This window comes from Streptomyces sp. ATCC 21386 (genome assembly GCF_018728545.1).
Lineage (GTDB): Bacteria > Actinomycetota > Actinomycetes > Streptomycetales > Streptomycetaceae > Streptomyces.
Genome location: NZ_JAAVVL010000001.1, coordinates 995,754 through 1,014,550, shown reverse-complemented (window position 1 = coordinate 1,014,550; position 18,797 = coordinate 995,754). Strand labels below are relative to the sequence as shown.

The following is an 18,797-nucleotide window of genomic DNA, read 5'->3' as shown; positions in this document are numbered from 1 at the left end:
TCTCTCCATGCCGTCCGTCACCCGACCACGCCGAACGAGACGCCGCTGTCGGGCAGTCCGCCCGATCCCGGCTGGTACGTGGTGGCACCCGTGCTGGTGGTGCCGTCGAGGTCGGCCCACGTCAGGACGTGGAGGACCCCCTTGGTGGTGCCGGACGCCTTGCTGAAGGGCACCCCGACATAGAGGTTGCTCGCGCCGCCGGTCAGCGACATGCCCAGGTGGTCCCGCCGGGTGGCGGTACCCGGCAGGCCCGAGCCGCGGGTGACCAGCCTGTCGCCCGCGCCGATGGCCCCCAGGGGCCGGAAGACCTGGACGGCGCCCGCGTCGGTGGCAGCTCCGACGTCCTTGCCGGGGATGCCGACGGCCAGCCGCACGGTGGCGGCGGTGGTGACGACACTGGTGTCGGTGTTGGAGATGGCCACGCGCTGGCCCAGGAAGTCGCCCGCCACGGGGTCGCCCTCGACGTCCGCCACCGCGGCGTCGATGGCCGCCGTCTCGGTGTACGCGCCGGAGGGCTGGATCCGGAAGACCGCCGCGCCGCCCGCCTCGGTGACCGTGCCGATGTCCTCGCCCGGCGTGCCGACGGCGAGCAGGACGTCGGAGTTGTACGTCTGGTCGCTCGGCCGGTGGCCGGTCATGGCGATCGAGGTGCCGAAGCCGTCGTCGGTCTCGGCCGTGCCGGTCACCCCGGCGGCGTCCTGGTCGAATCCGGCCAGGGCGGTGGGAACGCCGTTCGCGAGGGTGTGGTTGAAGACCGCGACGCCTCCGGCGAAGGTCTTGCTCTCGATGGCCTCGCCCGGGATGCCGACGCCGAAGTAGCGGTTGGTGCCGGCCACGGAGTAGCCGAAGCGGTCGTGGGCCTCGACGGTCCCGGGTACCCCCGGGTCGTTCTGGTTGACGGTCGTCCTGGTGCTGCCCTGGATGTAGTGGACGCAGCCGGCGTCCGCGTAGTCGGTGCCGCCGGTGACGACGTTCTCGCCGGGCACCCCGACGACCAGGTAGGGCGCGCCGGTCGCGGTCTCGCCGCCCTTGACGGACTGTCCGAACCAGTCGTATGCCTCGGTGGTGGTGTCGGCGTCCAGCCCCGACTGGCTGTAGCCCTCGATGACGGAGCCCTCGCCGATACCGGTGGGCCTGCCGTGGACGATGTAGATCGCCCCGGCGTCGACGAGCTTCACCCCGTCCTTGGTGACGTCCTCGTAGGGCACCCCGACGACGAGGTCGGTGCAGCCGTCGCCGTCGGCGTCGTAGGTGGTGCGGGAGGTGCCGAAGCCGTCACCGTGCTCGGGCGCGGCGTTCATGCCGGGAGTGGCCTGCGAGATCTCGAAGACCCCCTTGCCGCCGCCCAGGATCACCCGCACCAGGCCGGCGCCCTTGACGCCGCTCACCGTGGCGTTCGGGTCCGCGACGACCGTGTCGACGACGCTGTCGCCGTTGAAGTCGGTGGATGTGCCGGCCGTGCAGGTGGCCGCCGCTGCCACCCCGGCGACGCTGGAGGGCAACAGCCCCGATGACATGACGACGGAAGCCAGCAGGGCCAACCCCGCTGTGCGTGTGCGTATTCGCACAACTCACCCCTATATCCCCGTTGAGTGGCCACAGCAACACCCCTGGCCACATAAGGGGAAGCTAAAGGTGCACGTCGCCTCCATGTCAACCCCCCTTTCTCCATGGGTCATCCACAGCCATGGAGATGTTTGCATATGTCATCCTCGACCCCCGCCAAGCTGTTCAGGCCGGAAATTTCCGGCCAACTGACCTACCCCGATTGACGGTTGTTCGCAGGGGCCGCCTATAGTCCGGTTGCTCACGCAAGCAGGCCGTGTGGGGCGCCCCCAAGCCGTGGACGTTTCGGTCGGATCCCGTGCCCGGGTACGACGTCGCCTGCCGTCAGGTCACTCGAAGGGCAGGTAGCCGTGCGTCGGCTCTGGGGTTGTCTCATTCTTTGCGTTGCCGTCGTTGCCGCGCTGCTCGTCCACGACACCCGCGCCAGCGAGGCGGCCGCCCGCAACGAGAGCTCCCACGCCTACGGTTCGCACCCCCGGCAGACCCTCGACGCCTACTGGAAAACCGCCGGTGAGGACCGGGGAGGGGAGCAGCCGGGCATCGTGATCCTGCACGGCGGCCACTGGTACGAGGACACCGGCTGGGCCGGCTGGTCGCGCAGGTTCGCGGACGCCGGGTACGCCGTCTTCGCCGTCGACCACCGGCTGAATATCGATGCCCCCTGGCCGGCCCAGCGGACCGACGCGCTGTCCGCCCTGGACTGGATCCGCGGCCACGCCGCCGACTTCGACCTCGACCCCGACCGACTGGTCCTGCTGGGCTCCTCCTCGGGCGGCCAGATCGCCACGGCCGTCGCCACCTACCGCTCCGGCGCCTTCCGCGTCGACGGCGTGGTGGCGCTGTCCCCCGTGAACGACCCGTACCGCGCCTGGCGCGACGGCAACGCCGGTGACGCGACCGCCAGGCAGCGCAAACTGCGCGACAACGCCACGCTCCTGGCCCGCTGTCACCCCGAGACGTCGGACAACTCCGCCTCGGCACACCCAGGTTGCCGGGACACCTGGTCGGACATGGTCGTCAGGAACCGTGCCTCCGGCGGCGACGACGCCCCCATGTTCCTGCTCCACTCCGAGGACGACTTCGTACCCGTCCGGCACTCGCTCGACCTCGAAGCCGCCGAGGAGGACACCCACAACATGCCCGCCAACGGGGTCACAGTGGGGACGGTGGCCGGTTCCTCGCACGGCGGAGCGCTGTTGAAGGAGCCGGGGGTCGCCGACCGGGTCCTGGGTTGGATCGCTGAGAGGACGCACTGAGCGCCATGAAGATCACCTTTCTGCTCCACAACGCGTACGCCATCGGCGGCACCGTCCGCTCGACGCTGAACCTCGCCGGAGCCCTGGCGACCCGTCACGACGTGGAGGTGGTCTCCGTCCTACGCACCGAGGACCGCCCCCTGCTCGGGGTGAGCGGCAAGGTCCGCCTGGTCCCGCTCGTCGACGAGCGCCCCGACGCCGAGTCCTACGACGGCGGCCACGAACTGATGTCCCGGCCCTCCGCGGTGGTCCCGCCCACCGAGGTGCTCGCCCACCGCTACACCGCCCTCACCGACGAACGTCTGCGCGCCTTCCTCGACACCACCGACGCCGATGTCGTCGTCGCGACCCGCCCGGCGCTCGTGGTGGCCCTGGCCGGGCACGGCGCCGTCGGCTCGCGCCGCCCACCCGGCGCGTCCGGCACTTCCGGTACGACCGGCGCGTCCCGCCGGGGCCCGCTGCTCATCGGGCAGGAGCACCTGTCGTACGACAACCACGTGCCTGGCGTACGCGAGGCGCAGAACGCGGCGATCAAGCGCCTGGACGCCTTCGTCACCGTCTCCGCGCGGGACGCCGAAGACCACCGTCTGCACCTGCCCGGCGTGCGCACCCGCATCACGAACATCGCCAACGCCGCGCCCCGGCCCAAGGCCGAACCCTCCGACCTGCGCGCGCCGTTGGTGGTCGCCGCCGGGCGCCTGTTCCCGGTCAAGCGGTACGACCTGCTCGTCGAGGCGTTCGCCAAGGTCGTCGCCGAACGCCCCGAGTGGCGGCTGCGGATCTACGGCAAGGGCCCGGAGCGCGCGAACCTGCGCGCCGCGATCGACAGACTCGGCCTGGGCGACCACGTCTTCCTCATGGGCGCCCAGGCCACGTTGGAGACCGAGTGGGCGAAGGCGTCCGTCGCCGCGGTCAGCTCCGAGTGGGAGTCGTTCGGCATGACCATCCTGGAGGCCATGCACGCCGGTGTCCCCGTGGTGGCCACCGACTGTCCGCACGGCCCCGGCGAGATCGTCACCGACGGCACCGACGGCCTCCTCGTCACCCCGGGCGACCCGAACGCCCTGGCCGCGGGCCTGCTCCGGCTCATCGACGACCCGGAACTGCGGCAGCGCGTCGGCACCGCCGGCCGCACGACCGTCAAGCGGTACGCGCCCCGCACGATCGCCGCGGAGTACGAACAGCTGATCGCCGACCTCCAGGAGGCCCGCACCCCGGCCCCGGTCAAACTGGCCCGCCGCTTACGCCGGGCACTGGGATGGCGCCCTTCGACGCCGGCCGAGGAGGACGGGGGGACCGAGCCGACGGCCGGGGACGCGAAGGCCGGTGCCGCCCAGGCACCCGCCGAGTCCGCGCAGGCCGTGCCCCCGCGCCCCTCCGCCGAGAGCACCGCGCCCAAGCCCTTACGCCCGAAGGCCGGCTGCCGTGTCGACCGGCGCGGCGGTGTACGGATCGCCGTCGCCGCGTCCGGCGTGTCGGGGGCGGACCTGACGCTCGTGCTGCGCCGACGCCACGCCGGCGACGAGGTGCGCGTCCCCCTGCGGCAGGACACGCCGGACGACCCCAGGAGCCCGTGGACCGCCACGCTGCGCCGCGACGAGCCGGCCCTCGCGGAGGGCCGCTGGGACCTGCACGTCGAGCGGGGCGGGGACGGGGCACGCCGTCGGGTGCGGGCGGGACTGGTCGAGCAGCGCGGCCTGTTGACCGCCGAGCTCCCGGACCGGTCGCCGGTCGCCTGGTCGATCCCGTACGCCACCAAGGACGGCTACCTGGCGCTGCGCACCTTCCACCGCACCGCGCACGCCGAGGTCACCGCACTGCCCGTCGACGACGGGTCGCTCGCCGTGGAGGGCGTGCTGCACGGGGCCGTGCTCGGCGAGGGCGCGGCGCTGGTCGGCGTCGCCCGGGGCGAGGACGTGGCGGACTTCGAGGTACCGGCGACACACACGGAGCGGACGGGCACGGAGCGGACGGGCGCGGAGCGGACAGGCGCGGCCGGGCGACCCGGATTCCGCGCGCGGCTGACGTCCCTGCCGGACCCCGTCGGCCCGGACAAGGTGATCTGGGACCTGTTCCTGCGCCCCGCCCCCGACGCCGAACCCATCCGACTCGGCCGGTTGTTCGACGACATCGTGGACCGCAAGGACACCGACAAGTACCCGGCGGTCCCCATGACCACACCGAACGGATCCGTGCCGCAGGCCCGCTTCTTCTTCACCGTCACCAACGACCTGGCCCTCGCGCTCTCGTGAGGCCTACGCATCGGGGGCGAAGCCGCGTCTACATCGAGTCGATTACATCGAGTCGATCTTCAGGTTCGCGATGACGGTACGGGCGATCTCGCGGCCCTGCCCGGTGAAGTGCCCCTTGCCCGGATAGTCGATCCAGATCCGGTACATGTCGCCGTTGTCGGCCTTGTAGTACAGGACCCGCGCCTCCCGTAGGCGCGGGGCCTGGCTGTCCGTGGTCGTGTACCTGATGGTGTTCTCGGCGGCCTCGTGGTCCTGGAACCGGGCCTCCTGCGGCCTCCCCTTCGGCGCGGGGGTGTCGGCGACGTCCAGCGAGTACTCGCCGTCCTTGACCAGCTCCCAGTCGGCGTACGCCCTGTCCAGCGCGACGCCCGGGATCTCGTTCTCCTTGTCGTCCTCCTTGATGTCCCGGTCGACGTTGACCCGGATCAGCCCGCTCGGGTCGCTGTACTGCGCGAACGTTCCGTCGGTCTCGTCCGGCTCGAACCGGTCCTTCACGAAGTCGCCGGGCACGCCCACGCTCGCGGCGACCTTCGTACCGAGGTCGCGCTGCTTCCAGCCGTCCGGCAGCGGCCCCGCGAAGGGGTCGGCGATCACCACGTAGGCCGTCACCGCCGCCGCCACGCCCAGCACACCGAGTCCGGCGACCGCCACAGCGACGACCGCCGCGCCGACCCCGGCGAGGGTCTTGGCGCCGATCCTGATGCCCTTGGGTTCCCCCGCCCGGATCCCCGCGGCCGTCCGGACCACCTGGGTGGGCGCGGGGGCCGGCGGGTTCGCGGCCGTCTCCAGCAACTCGCGGACACGGGCGGCGCTCGGACGGCGCGCGGGGTCCTTCTGCAGCAGGCCGTTGATGGCCTCGGCGAGCGGGCCGGTGGCCGAGGCGGGCGCCGCCGGCGTGGCGTTGAGCACGGACTGCAGGGTCGCGGGCGTGTTGCTGCGCCGGAAGGGCGACACGCCCTCCGTGGCGGCGTAGAGGACGACGCCGAGCGACCAGAGGTCCGACGCGGGCCCGGGGCGCTGGCCGAGCACGCGCTCGGGGGCGATGTACTCGGGCGAGCCGACGAAACCGCCGGTGTCCGTCAGATTGGTCTCGCCCTCGATCTGGGCGATACCGAAGTCGGTGAGGACGACCCGGTCGTGCCGGCCGAGGAGGACGTTGTCGGGCTTGACGTCCCGGTGGAGGATGCCCGCCGCGTGCGCGGCCTCCAGCGCGCCGAGCACGTCGAGGCCGATTCTCGCCGCGTCACGGGTGCCGAGGGTGCCCTCCTGCAGCGCGTCGCCCAGCGAGCGCCCCCGTACCAGCTCCATGACGATCCACGGCCGGCCGTCGACGACCGCCACATCGTGCACGTTCACGACCGACGGATGATCGAGCCGGGCCGCCGCGCGGGCCTCGCGGCGCATCCGCTCGAAGGCGTTGGCCCGTTCACGCTCGGGAAGGTGGTCGGGTACGCGGGGCTCCTTGACGGCGACCTCCCGGTCCACCGTCTCGTCCTGCGCCCGCCACACCGTGCCCATACCGCCGTGCCCGAGCTTGGCGAGCAGCCGGTAGCGACCGGCGATCAGCCGCCCGGTGCCGGGGTCCTGTCCGGCAGGCGCGGATTGCGCCGCCTGCGAGGGCGGTACGGGGCGAGCCGCCTGCGCGTGCTGCGGCGGGGACTGCGGCTGCTGATGCGACTGCGGCTGGGCCTGCGCCTGCGGTTGTGCCTGGTCCTGCGGCTGTGCCTGCGGCGCCGAGGGCGGCGTGGGCCGGTCCGCGGGCCGGGGCGGCTGCGCGTACGGGTTCCCGGGGTACGGCGCGCTCGGCTGCGGCGGTTGCAGTCCGAAACTCGTCGGCTCGTCGGCTCCGTAGCCGGGCCCAGGCCCTGTTCCGTAAGGGGCGCCCCCGTTGCTGCTCATATGTTCATCTGTATCGCGGCAAGGGCTTCGGCAGCCACCCCCGCCGCTTTCCGGTCACAGACCCGTGACGCGGAATACCACTTATTTCCGCTTTAGTTACGTACGAACGTGTCCACCGCCACGTCGAAGTACTCCTTCGCCTCGCTCACCCTCCCGACCGGCGCCGACACCCACACGTCGTACAGTCGCCCGTCCCGCTCCCAGCACAGGTCGTACGTGTGCCGGGGTCCCTCCGCCGCGCTGAAGCCGTCCCAGGTGAACTCCCAGAGCGCGGCCGGCCGCCCGTCGTGCGTGGTCTCGGTGACGCGGCCGTCGCGGTAACCGGGGTTCGTGGAGGGCCCCTTCGCATGGGCGCGCCGCATCACCCCGGCGGGCCCGCCCTCCTGCGGGTCGTCGAGTTTGACGCCGATCCGGACCACCCGCCCCGGCGACATGTAGAAGACCCGCTCCCCCTGCGGCTCCCGCGTGAAGTCGTCCGGCACCGCGAGGCTGAAGCCCCGCTCGTCCCGGGCGAGCCGGTACCCCGAGGGCACGCTCGGCGCGGTGGCGGCCCGGGAGCGTGTCACGGTGGGCGTGGCGTCGCCCGATGTACCGGCTGTGCCGCCGGGCCCCCCGGACCCGCCCGAGGAGCTCGGCGCGCCCGACGTGTGCGGAGTGCTCGGCGAGCCGGACTGTCCCGACTCACCCGTCGCCCCCGGCTCTCCCTCGCCACCCGACCCTCCCGACTCGCCCGCCGTGCTCGACACGCCCGGGGTCCGCGGTGCCGAACTGCCGGGTGTGCCGCCCCCACCGCCCCCCTCGCGCATCAGCAGTGCCGCCGCCGAGACGCCGGCCCCGGCCATCGCCGCCACCAGCGCGGCCGCGACCAGCACGCTCCGTGTGGAGTGCGTCGGGCGCCCCTCCTCGGGCCGCTCCCCGGCCGTCGGCGCACCGGGTCCGCCCGGGTCCGCCGACGACTGTCCGCCACCGGCCGCCGTGACGTCCGGGGCGGCGGACCCGGCGTGCCCCGCGCCTCCGGCCGCGGCAGCCGTACGCCGCGCGTCCCGGCCCGGACGAGGCACGTCGCGCCGGGTCGGGGTGTAGCCGTGCGACGTCCTCGGGTTCCTGGTCGTCCGCGGAGTCCGGCCCGTCTCCCGGAAGGCCCGCAGCATCCGCTCGGCCTCCGCCGCGTCGAGCCGCAGGTCCGGATCACGCTCCAGCAGCCCCCGTACGACGGGAAGCAGCGGCGCGGCCTGCGCGGGCGGCCGGATCTCGTCGACGACGACCGCGTGCAGGATCCCGCCCAACGAGTCACGCCGGAACGGCGATTCCCCGCTGAGCACGGCGCACAGCAGCGCGCCCAGCGACCACAGGTCGGACTCCGGGCCGGTGCGGACCCCGGACATCCGCTCCGGGGCGGTGTACTCGGGCGAGCCGACGAAGGACCCGCTCTCGGTGAGCGTGGGCGCCCCTGCCACCTGGGCGATACCGAAGTCGGTGAGGACGACCCGGTCGGTGCCGGTCTCGATCAGGACGTTCGCGGGCTTGAGGTCGCGGTGCAGAACTCCGGCGTCGTGCGCCCGGCGCAACGCGCCCAGCAGGGCGATCCCGATCCGCGCGGCCTCCCGCGCGTCGACGGGCCCCCGCTCCTCGATCCGCTCCGCGAGCGAGCCGCCGTCGATCAACTCCATGACGATGTACGGGCGTTCGTCCTGCTCGACGACGTCGTGCACGACGATGATGTGCGGGTGCCCGAGCCGGGCGACCGCCCGCGCCTCCCGCAGGGTGCGCTCGCGCCGCTCCCGGGACCGTTCCTCGGGGAGCGAGTCGTCCAGGGCGAGTTCCTTGACCGCCACCTGCCGACCGAGGAGCTGGTCGGTGGCGCGCCACACGATCCCCATACCGCCGCGGCCGATCCTGGCCTCCAGCCGGTAACGCCCGGCTATGACACGGACGCTCTCCCCCTCGGTCCCCATGCGCCCCATCATGCCGCACCGGACCCGAACCCTCCGCTGCCCTGCGACGGGCTGGCCGACAAGCGCCGCACACACGTCTCACGAGCACCTTGCGAGCGCCGCGCGGGGCCCGAGAGCCGGCGGATTCAGGCGGCAGAAGGGGCGCTGAGCGACGCGGCCCCGAGGGCGCGAGTGTCCGCGTGTCAGGAGGCGGTGCCCCCGGCAGACTCGCCCGGTCGTGCCCGGTCGTGCCCGGTCGGGCTCAGCGGTCCGCCGGCCGCCAGCTGCGCAGCACCGCGTAGAACTGCTCCTCGGCCGTCTTCCAGTCCCCGGCCGGCGCGGACATGTAGATCGTGTACTCGACGCCGTCCCGGGAGAGGTACATCTGCTCGATCGCCCGGCGCGGCCCGGGGAACTTCGTGTCCTTCGGCGCGGTCCACGTGAAGTCCCACAGCGCGCCCGGCCGGTCGCGGAAGATGTTCTCCTCCAAGCTGACCTGCTTGTATTCCGGCCGCGTCCGCACCTGCTCCTCCAGGTCGAGCTGGTGGTGGTACGGGCTGTCGAAGTCGGGCGAGTCGTCCACGGCGACGCGGAGGAAGTGCTCACCGCCGTCGGGCGTGTAGTCGATCTGCGAGCCCTCGACCTGCCGCTTCCACCCCTTGGGCAGCGCGAGGCTGAAGCCCTCCGGGTCCTCGACCCGCTCCCACCCCTCGGGCACTCCGTCCGCCGGCTGGTCCCCGTCCTCCTCCGACCCGCCCGAACCGTCAGCCCCGGCAGAGGCGCCGCTCCCGGGCCACCATCCGTCCGCGTACTGAAGCGCGACGGCTCCGCCGCCACCGGCCAGCACGGCCAGCGCCAGCACGAGCGCGACCGTACGCCCCCGACGGCGCCGCTTGCCGCTGGACGCGACGGGCGCCCCGGAGGAGCCCGACTGATAGGGTCCCGCGACCGGGGCCCCGGTGGTGTACTCCAGCGCGTGCGCACCGTGTGTGCCGTGCGTGCCATGTGTGCGGTGCGCGCCGTGTGTGCCTAGCCCACCCGCACCATTCGTCCCACCCGAACCATGGGCTTCAGCCCAACCATGCGCTCCAGCCGCATCCTGCGGACGTCCCGTGCCGTCCGCCTCGCCGAAGTTCGCGCCGCCCCGGTCCTCCGGACCGCCCGAGCCCTCACCCCCGGCAGCCGCACCCGCCGTCTGCTCCCGATGCTCCCGATGCTCCCGAGTCGTCAGATACGCCTGTGCCGCCCGGGGCCACCGCCCCTCCGCCGCCTCGGCGAGCATCTGCTCGGCCTCGTCCGAGCCGGGCCGTACGGCCGGGTCCTTGCACAGCAGCGCGGCGATGACGGGCCCGAGCGCCCCGGCGTCCGCCGGTTCGTCGGCCTCCTCGCTCACCACGGCCTGCATCGTGGTGAGCGGAGTGGTGCGCCGGAACGGCGACTTGCCCTCCACCGCCGTGTACAGGGTGGCGCCCAGGGACCACAGGTCGGAGGCGGGACCGGGCTCGTGCCCGCGCACCCGCTCGGGGGCGATGTAGTCGACGGAACCGACGATCTCGCCGGTGCGGGTGATGGTGGTGTCGCCCTCGACCTGCGCGATACCGAAGTCGGTCAGCATGACCCGGCCGTCCTCGGCGAGCAGCACGTTCCCCGGCTTCACGTCGCGGTGCAGCACACCGGCCCGGTGGGCGGCCCGCAGCGCGCGCAGCACCCACACACCGATCCGCGCCGCCTCGCGGGCCTCCACCCGCCCCCGGTCCCGCACGGCGTCGGCCAGCGAGACGCCCTCAACCAACTCCATGACGATCCACGGCCGGTTGTCGTGCTCCAGCACGTCGTGCACGGTGACGACGGCCGAGTGGTTGATCCGCGCAGCCGCGCGCGCCTCGGCCCGGGTCCGCCGCAACAGGATGGCCTGCTCGCTCTCCGAGACGTAGAGCGCGGCCGTCAACTCCTTGACCGCGACGGCCCGGTGCAGCACCTCATCGTGCGCACGCCAGACCCGTCCCATGCCACCGCTGCCGATGGTGTCGACGAGCCGGTAGCGCTCCGCGAGGAGCTGGCCCTGCATCTGATTCACGTTGCCCCGCAATGTTCTTGACAGGGTCAGAGTAGGGAGCGGGTCACGGCCCGGGGAACCGGCCGGGCCGCACAGAGACCGCACTGTGACGGTTCTCGCTTCCGCGAACGGAGCGCAACCTTCCGCCGCCTTGCCGAACAGCGACCTCCCCCGCTCAGCCGGTCGTCTCGTACGTGGCCGCTCAGCCGGTCGTCTCGTACGTGGCCGCTCAGCCGGTCGCCTTGTACGTGGCCGCCGCCTGCTCGTACAGCCGGGTCACCTCGTCCCGCTCCGCCTCCGGCCCGCGCACCTGCACCACGTGGTACCGCCCGTCGAGCAGGATCGCGAGGTTCCGTACGAAGACACCGCGCCCCTCGGCGTCCTGCCAGGTGAACTGTCCCTCGGCCGAGGTCACCCCGCCCACCTCGACCAGCCGCATACCGGTGGAGGTGGCCCAGGTCGAGTCACGGAAGGGCTGCAACTCGCGCTCGTCCTCCCGCTGGTACTTCAGCGGATCGCTGCCGTACGTCGCCGCGCTGTCCCGCCCGGGGACGACGATCAGCTCGAAGCCGCCCTGGGAGTAGACGATCTGGCCGCGCCCGTTCTTGCCGGCGCGGTCCCAGCCGGTGGCGACGGCCACCTGGAACCCGTCGGGGTCCTTGCGCAGGGTGAACCCCTGGGCGACATCGGGATCCCCGGTCTGCGTCTGGGTGGACCCGGACGACTCCGACGGCGAGGGGCTCGCGTCGCTCTCGCCCTCCTCGCCTCCGTCGGGCGAACTCGAGTTCTGACCGGGCCGGGAGTCACCGCTCGCCTCCGGTGCCGAACTCGGCCGCCCGGCGCTGTCCGTACGGCTGCCCGTGTCGCTGCCCTGGCTGCTCGGCGTGGCCTTCGGCATGAACACCATGGCGTACGTGATGGCGGCGGCCAGCGCGAGCAGGATCAGCAGGAGCAGGTTCCGGCCCAGCTTGCGGGGCTGGGGCCGCCTGTCCTGGCGGGTGCGCTTGTGGCGGGCGTGCGCGCTGGTCGCGGGCAGCCCGGCCCGTCGTCTGCGGACGAGTTCGCCGCGCCGCCGTACGATCGGCAGCCTGCTCGCGTCGACGGGCGGGGCGGGCACGACGTGCGTTCCGGCCTCGGGTTCGGGCGCCGACCGCACCAGGGAGCGCAGCCAGCCGCGCAGTTCCTCGAAGTCCAGCCGCTCCGTGGGGTCCTGCCGCAGCAGCGACTCCACGACCGGACGCAGCGGTCCGCACTCCTCGGCGAACGCGGGCGGCTCGGCGCACACCATCTGCACCAGCTCGGCGGTGTTCTCCTCCGGGTACGGCGCGTGTCCCTGAACGGCCCGGAACAGCAGCGCGCCGAGCGCCCACAGGTCCGTGGCCGGTCCGATCGGCGCGGCCAACTGCCAGTTCTCGTGCACCGGTCCGGCCTGCTCCGGCGCCCATCGCTCCGTGACCGGTCCCACCACGGCCATCCGCGCCTGTCGCGCGCGCTCGGCCGCGAGCGCGGTCGCGGGGCCTCGCCGTGGGGCGGCTCCGGCCCCGGCACCGCCCCACGGGACGGCATCCGTCACACCCACGGGAACCGGCGCACCGGGCACGGCGTCGGAGTCGGCCCCGCCGGCCCTCGCACCGCCGACCGCCCCACCGCCGTACGGCGCGTCACCCACCGCGCCTCCGCCGGGGCCACCGGACGTGCCATGGGTGCCGCGAACGCCGCTGTCGTGCGTCCCGCCCTCGCCGGCGCCGGGCGTGGTCGTCCCGCCGCGCGGCAGGGCGCCGTGCCAGGCGCTCGTGGCACCGCCGTTCGCGAGGACGCCGTAGGGGTCGGCGATCTGGTGCAACGGCACCGGGCGCGTCGCCGCGCCGCTGTCCGGTCCTGCCCCGGGCGCCCGGTCCTGCGGCGCCGACCGCTGGGCGGGCAACCCCGTTCCCGTCCCGCCGTGTTGGTCGTCCTGCACGCGGGCCGCGGCCCGCGCACCAGCCCGGTACGCCGCGATGGCACCCGCCCGCGCCGCACGCGCGTCCCCGCCGGCCTCCAGCGCGCGCTGCCCTCCGGAGGGATCCGCCCCCGGGGCCGCGCTCCCGGCCGCCCGCGCCTCTATCGCGGCCCGCCGAGCGGCCTCGGGATCCTCGACCGCGCCCCCGGGAACCCCGCCCCGGGCACCGCCGAACGTACCGCCGCCACTCGCGGGCAGCGCGCCGCCGCGGGCCCCGGGAACCCCGCCGGGCGGCACCGGGCCACGTCGTGCGTCCCGCACCCCGCCGGGCGGCACCGGGACCTGCCGTGGCCCCTGCCCCGCGCCGGGCCCGGCAGGCGCTCCCGCGCCACCGCCGGGTGCCGGGGGCGGCCTGTCCTCGTACTCCCGCGCGGGTACCGGGTCGTACCCGCACAGCGCCTCTTCCGCCGCCCCGGCGGCCAGCCCGGTCAGCATCACCCGGCCGTCGTCGCAGACCAGGACCGTGCGGGCGGTGATGTTCCGGTGGACCCAGCCGTGCGCGTGCAGCGCCCGCAGCGCGGTGAGCACGTCGGCGGCGACCTCGGCCGCGCGGTACGGCGTCAGCGGCTGCTCGGCGAGGAGCGCCTCCAGCGTGCGGGCGGACACCAGTTCGCTCACTATCCACAACGAGCCGCCGTCGGCGAACACGTCGAAGACCTGGTCGAGCCGGGGGTGGTCGGGGATCTGCGCGGCGGCCTGCGCGGCCTCGATGGCGCGCCGCACGGCGGGGTCGGCGGACCCGCGCGTGGCCCGTCCGGTGCCCCGGCGCGGCGTGCCGTCCCGCGCGACGTACCCCTCCGGCAGACCGTCCGAGTCGAGCACCTCCGCCTCGACCACCTCGGGCAGCGGCACCTGCCGGACCAGCACTTCCTGTCCGCTGTAGGTGTCGAAGGCCCGTATCTCGGCGGCGAGTTCGTACTCGTCGGAGGGTGGCAGCGGCAGGCGATAGCGGTCGGCGAGTACTCGCCCCGCGTATGCGTCCACGATGCCCTCCCCCGACCGCCCGGTTGGTCGATTCCGCTCGCCCAGCGACCTGTTCCGTGCTGGATGCGTACGATCCGCAGCCCTTCACGATACGTGCCGGAGGCAACTCACATTGACTCGATGCGATATCTCGTTCGTCTCGAATGCGCTCGAACGCATCCGATCTTCCCCGGAAGACCCGTCCCCGAACTCACCCGGCGGGCACAACTCCCGGAGCTGAGCTCATACGGAGCCGCCTCGCCCCGCCTCTCGCACCCGCACGCCCCCGTGCGGCGCCCCGAACCGAGGCACGGGTCCGCACAGAGCCCTCGCCCTCAACACACCGGCGCACAACACCCACCGGCACGCGCCCCCACCCACCGAGCGCGAGGCCCTACTCCCGGTGCCCGATCCGTCTGGTGCCCGATCCGGCCCCGGGCCCGATCCGCTCCGCGCGCTGCGCGTTACGCCCTACGCCCTACGCCTTCGGCTCGAACGTCTTCGTGAACGTCCGCCAGGTGTCCTTGCGCAGCTCTCCGCTCCACTTCGCGGCCTTCGCGGTGTACATCAGCGCGTATCCCTGCTGCGAGTCGACGACGAACCCCCGGTCGATCGACCGGTTCTTCGTCCCGCTCTCCACGTAGGTGAACTCCCAGTCGGCCGCCTTCCAGCCCCGGTAGTCCACCGCCTCTATTCGGATCCGCTTGTACTGAGAACGCGTCATGTAGCGCTCCTGGTTCTTCCAGTCCGCGACCGGGTCGCTCTTCGGCGTGGACGTCCACCCGACGAGCAGGCGCTGGCCGTCGGGGCCGGAGAACCGCGCACCCGCGCCGTCCGTCGACTGGTACTTCCACCCGTCGGGCAGCCCGATGGAGAACCCCTGAGCGCTCTTGTAGGTCTCGGCCGCGATGCCGCCCGAGCCGGAGCCGGAGCCGTCACCGCTGACAGCGCCGTTCGCCCCGCCCGAAGGGCTCGGTGAGCTGCCGCCGACCCCACTCGACCCGGTGGCCTCCTCCGTCGCCTCCCCGTCGGGGCTGGGGTCGGACCCCTTCTCCTTGCCGGTGTCCTCGTCCCTGCCCTTGTCCGCGTCCTTGCCGTCGGCGTCGCTCCCCGACGCCGACCCGCTGGACGCGGCCGCCTTGGTGTCGGCTCCCTTGCTGCCGGTCGAACTGCCGTCGTCCCCACCGAGGGTGAGCACCAGGACGGTTCCGAGGACGACGAGGGCCACGGCCACCGCGATGACCGCCAGCGTCCGCCGCGACACCACGTCCGTGATCGGCGCCCTGGGCACCGGCCGCGGCGGCAGATCCGGCGGCGTCATCTCGGGCCACCCCGAAGTACGCCCCGTCGAGACGGAGTTCCCCTGGCCCGCACCCTGACCGGCTCCGCCGGGCCGCGGCCCGGGTACCGCCCCGCCGCGATCAACGGCCCCGGACGCCGGCTTGCCCGCCGACTGCGCCGCGCCCCCGCCCTTCGTCGCACTGTCGGCCCCGGACGCCACTCCGACGGACGCGGACCGCGTCGTCACGGCCGCCGAGGCCGGCGACTTCGCACCCCGCCCACCGGAAACCGCGCCGGAAGCCCCTCCCGAAGTCCCACCGGAGGTACCCCGCGCGGCACCGACGCCGGTGTCGGCTCCGCCGGCCACGGCCCCACCGGCGGCCCCGGCCCCAGCCGCGGCCGACCCCTTCCGCATGGACCACCGGGGTGCCCGAACCCGCTCGCCCGCACCGCCCTTGGCCCCGGCGCCACCGGAGCCGCCCTTCTTCGGGCGCTCCTCGGGCACCGGCGGCAACGGCACGACCCGGGTGGCGTCCACCGGATCGACGTCCTTCGGGTCGGGCGCGTGGATCACACTGTTGAGCATGGCCCGTGCGCCGGCGTCGTCGAGGCGTCGCTCGGGGTCCTTGGTGAGCAGGCCGAAGATGACGTCTTTCAGGGCACCGGCGCGCTTCGGCTGCGGCACCGGCTCGGTCATCACCGCGGTCAGTGTCGCTATGGCCGAACCCTTGTCGTAGGGCGGCACCCCCTCGACCGCCGCGTAGAGCAGACCGCCGAGCGACCACAGGTCGGCGGCGGGCCCGGGCTTGTGCCCGCGCGCCCGCTCCGGCGAGATGTAGGAGGGAGCGCCCACGAGCATGCCGGTCGAGGTGATGGAGGGGTCGCCCTCGACCTGGGCGATACCGAAGTCGGTGAGGACGACACGGCCGTCGTGCTTGTCGATGAGCACGTTGGACGGCTTCACATCGCGGTGCAGGATGCCCTCGCGGTGCGCGGCGCGCAGCACGTCGAGGATGGCGAGCCCCACCTCGGCGGCGCGCCTCGGTTCGAGGACGCCGTCCTCACGGATGACCTCGGCGAGCGACTTGCCCTCGACGAGTTCCATGACGATCCACGGCCGGTCGTCCTCGTGGACGACGTCGAACACCGTCACGGCGGCGTTGTTCCGGATCCGCGCGATCGCCTTGGCCTCGCGCAGCGTGCGTGTGATGAGCCGCCGTTTCTCGTCCTCGTCGATGCTCGACGGGAACCTCAACTCCTTGACGGCGACCGTACGGCCCAACGTCTCGTCCATGGCACGCCACACCGTGCCCATGCCGCCGCGACCGAGCACCCCTCCCAGCCGGTACCGACCGGCGAGGAGACGTGCGTCCTTGTCCTGACGGGATTCCCCAGCCCGCTCCGCCTCCGACATGCGTCCCCTCATACAACCCGCCCTGACAGAGCCTCCATTGTCACCCACCCGCCAACCGCCCCACGCCCAGGGCCCCCCTCAACCGGCCACGCCACCTCCAAGCCCCTCACCACACCCACCCACACTTCACCACCAGGGCCCCGTTTCTGAGGCCGACGCAGAATCAGAGCAGCCCCGTCCAGCCCGGGTGGGACGGGCAAGGGCGGCGAGGGCGGCGAGGGCGCCGAGGGCGGATGCAACCACAGCGGCGGCACGGTGGCCGACTACAGCGGCACGATGTCCGGCGCCCCCAACCGCGCGGCGTCCGCCGTCAGGTCATCCGGCTGCCGCTGCGACTCCCGCTCCGCCTCCACCCTCTTCTCGTAGTGCTGAACCTCCCGCTCGATCTGGTCCTTGTCCCACCCGAGCACCGGAGCCATCAACTCCGCCGTCTCCCGCGCACTGCGCGTCCCCCGGTCGAACGTCTCGATCGAGATCCGCGTCCGCCGCGTGAGCACGTCGTCGAGATGCCGCGCCCCCTCGTGCGAGGCCGCGTACACCACCTCGGCCCGCAGATAGTCGTCGGCCGCCCCCAGCGGCTCCCCCAGCGAGGCATCGGAGGCGATCAGTTCGAGCACCTCCTCGGTGGCCGACCCGTACCGGTTCAGCAGATGCTCCACCCGCACCACGTGCAACCCGGTGCTCGCCGCGATCCGCGCCCGCGCGTTCCACAGCGCCCGGTACCCCTCGGCCCCCAGCAGCGGCACGTCCTCGGTGACACACTCCGCGACCCGCTGGTCGAGCCCGTGCACGGCCGCGTCCACCGCGTCCTTGGCCATGACCCGGTACGTCGTGTACTTGCCGCCGGCCACCACGACCAGCCCCGGCACCGGATGCGCCACGATGTGCTCCCGCGAGAGCTTGCTGGTGGCGTCCGACTCCCCCGCGAGCAACGGCCGCAGCCCGGCGTACACCCCCTGCACGTCGTCCCGCGTCAGCGGCACCGCCAGGACCGAGTTCACCCGCTCCAGCAGATAGTCGATGTCCGCGCTGGACGCCGCCGGATGCGCCTTGTCGAGGTCCCAGTCGGTGTCCGTGGTGCCCACGATCCAGTGCCGTCCCCAGGGGATGACGAACAGCACGGACTTCTCGGTCCGCAGGATCAGCCCGGTCGTGGAGTGGATCCGGTCCTTCGGTACGACCAGATGGATGCCCTTGGAGGCCCGTACGTGGAACTGGCCCCGCTCGCCCACCATCGCCTGGGTGTCGTCGGTCCACACCCCGGTCGCGTTCACCACCTGCCGGGCGCGGATCTCGTACTCCCCGCCGCCCTCGACGTCCTGCACCCTGGCCCCGACGACCCGCTCGCCCTCCCGCAGGAACCCGGCCACCCGCGCGCGGTTGGCGACCTTCGCCCCGTACGACGCGGCCGTGCGGACCATGGTGGCGACGTACCGGGCGTCGTCCATCTGGGCGTCGTAGTACTGCAACGCCCCGACGAGCGCGTCCTTCTTCAAGCAGGGGGCGATCCGCAGGGCGTGGCGACGGGTCAGATGACGATGGATCGGCAGCCCGCGCCCGTGCTCGCGCGCCATGGACATCCCGTCGTACAGCGCGACGCCCGAGCCCGCGTACCACCGCTCCCAGCCCTTGTGCTGCAGGGGATAGAGGAAGGGCACGGGCTTCACCAGATGGGGGGCCAGCCGCTCCAGCAGCAAACCCCGCTCCTTGAGGGCCTCCCGGACGAGGGCGAAGTCGAGCATCTCCAGATAGCGCAGACCGCCGTGGATCAGCTTGCTGGACCGGCTGGAGGTGCCCGACGCCCAGTCACGTGCCTCGACCAGGCCCGTGGACAGACCGCGGGTCACGGCGTCCAGGGCCGTGCCCGCACCGACCACGCCACCACCCACGACCAGCACGTCCAGCTCGCGCTCGGCCATACCCGCCAGTGACTCGACGCGCTGCGCCGGTCCCAGTGCCGCTGTCCTCACCGCTGCCTCCCGCTGTCCGTCGCGTCGGCCTCATCCGTCCGTACCCGTCGGCGAGACCCAGCTCTTTCGTCCCTCTCGCATCCCCTGCCCAAAATTCTGACCGCGTTGTCCGACTTCGGCCACCACCGGCCCCCAGCCTGTGGATAACTCCGCAGGACGCGCACAGAAAAACAACTCCCCAATCCCGCATATCGGTCATATTTCCGC

At 73.2% G+C, this 18,797-nt stretch carries 9 protein-coding genes; 2 read left to right on the top strand and 7 right to left on the bottom strand.

Features of this window, described 5'->3' with window-relative positions; all coding sequences use genetic code 11:
- Window positions 1-17: 17 nt before the first annotated feature.
- Window positions 18-1,568: an FG-GAP-like repeat-containing protein gene (locus GWK25_RS04515; protein WP_308404170.1), complete on the bottom strand. Its 1,551-nt coding sequence runs from the start codon at window positions 1,566-1,568 to the stop codon at window positions 18-20.
- A 348-nt stretch (window positions 1,569-1,916) separates the two neighbouring features.
- Here GWK25_RS04515 and GWK25_RS04510 point away from each other — a divergent pair, with 348 nt between their 5' ends.
- Entirely contained in the window at window positions 1,917-2,822 is a 906-nt protein-coding gene (locus tag GWK25_RS04510; protein ID WP_215448580.1) for an alpha/beta hydrolase, read from the top strand.
- Between the two features lie 5 nt (window positions 2,823-2,827).
- Window positions 2,828-5,074: a glycosyltransferase family 4 protein gene (locus GWK25_RS04505; RefSeq protein ID WP_215448579.1), complete on the top strand. Its 2,247-nt coding sequence runs from the start codon at window positions 2,828-2,830 to the stop codon at window positions 5,072-5,074.
- A 42-nt stretch (window positions 5,075-5,116) separates the two neighbouring features.
- Here GWK25_RS04505 and GWK25_RS04500 read toward each other — a convergent pair whose 3' ends face one another.
- The 6 genes from GWK25_RS04500 to GWK25_RS04475 form a co-directional block, all read right to left on the bottom strand.
- Window positions 5,117-6,973, bottom strand: a complete 1,857-nt coding sequence (locus GWK25_RS04500; RefSeq protein WP_215448578.1) for a serine/threonine-protein kinase — start codon at window positions 6,971-6,973, stop codon at window positions 5,117-5,119.
- Window positions 6,974-7,065: 92 nt separating this feature from the next.
- Window positions 7,066-8,928 carry a serine/threonine-protein kinase gene (locus GWK25_RS04495; RefSeq protein ID WP_215448577.1) on the bottom strand — a complete coding sequence of 621 codons (1,863 nt, stop codon included), beginning with the start codon at window positions 8,926-8,928 and terminating at the stop codon, window positions 7,066-7,068.
- A gap of 241 nt (window positions 8,929-9,169) precedes the next feature.
- Window positions 9,170-10,975, bottom strand: coding sequence for a serine/threonine-protein kinase (locus tag GWK25_RS04490; protein ID WP_215448576.1), 1,806 nt, complete (start codon window positions 10,973-10,975; stop codon window positions 9,170-9,172).
- 217 nt (window positions 10,976-11,192) lie between these two features.
- A complete protein-coding gene (locus tag GWK25_RS04485; RefSeq protein WP_215448575.1) occupies window positions 11,193-13,946 on the bottom strand; it encodes a protein kinase in 2,754 nt (917 codons plus the stop codon).
- A gap of 457 nt (window positions 13,947-14,403) precedes the next feature.
- Window positions 14,404-16,620, bottom strand: a complete 2,217-nt coding sequence (locus GWK25_RS04480; RefSeq protein WP_215448574.1) for a serine/threonine-protein kinase — start codon at window positions 16,618-16,620, stop codon at window positions 14,404-14,406.
- Window positions 16,621-16,883: 263 nt separating this feature from the next.
- Complete coding sequence (locus tag GWK25_RS04475) at window positions 16,884-18,590, bottom strand: glycerol-3-phosphate dehydrogenase/oxidase (RefSeq protein ID WP_215448573.1); 1,707 nt, start codon at window positions 18,588-18,590, stop codon at window positions 16,884-16,886.
- Window positions 18,591-18,797 lie beyond the last annotated feature (207 nt).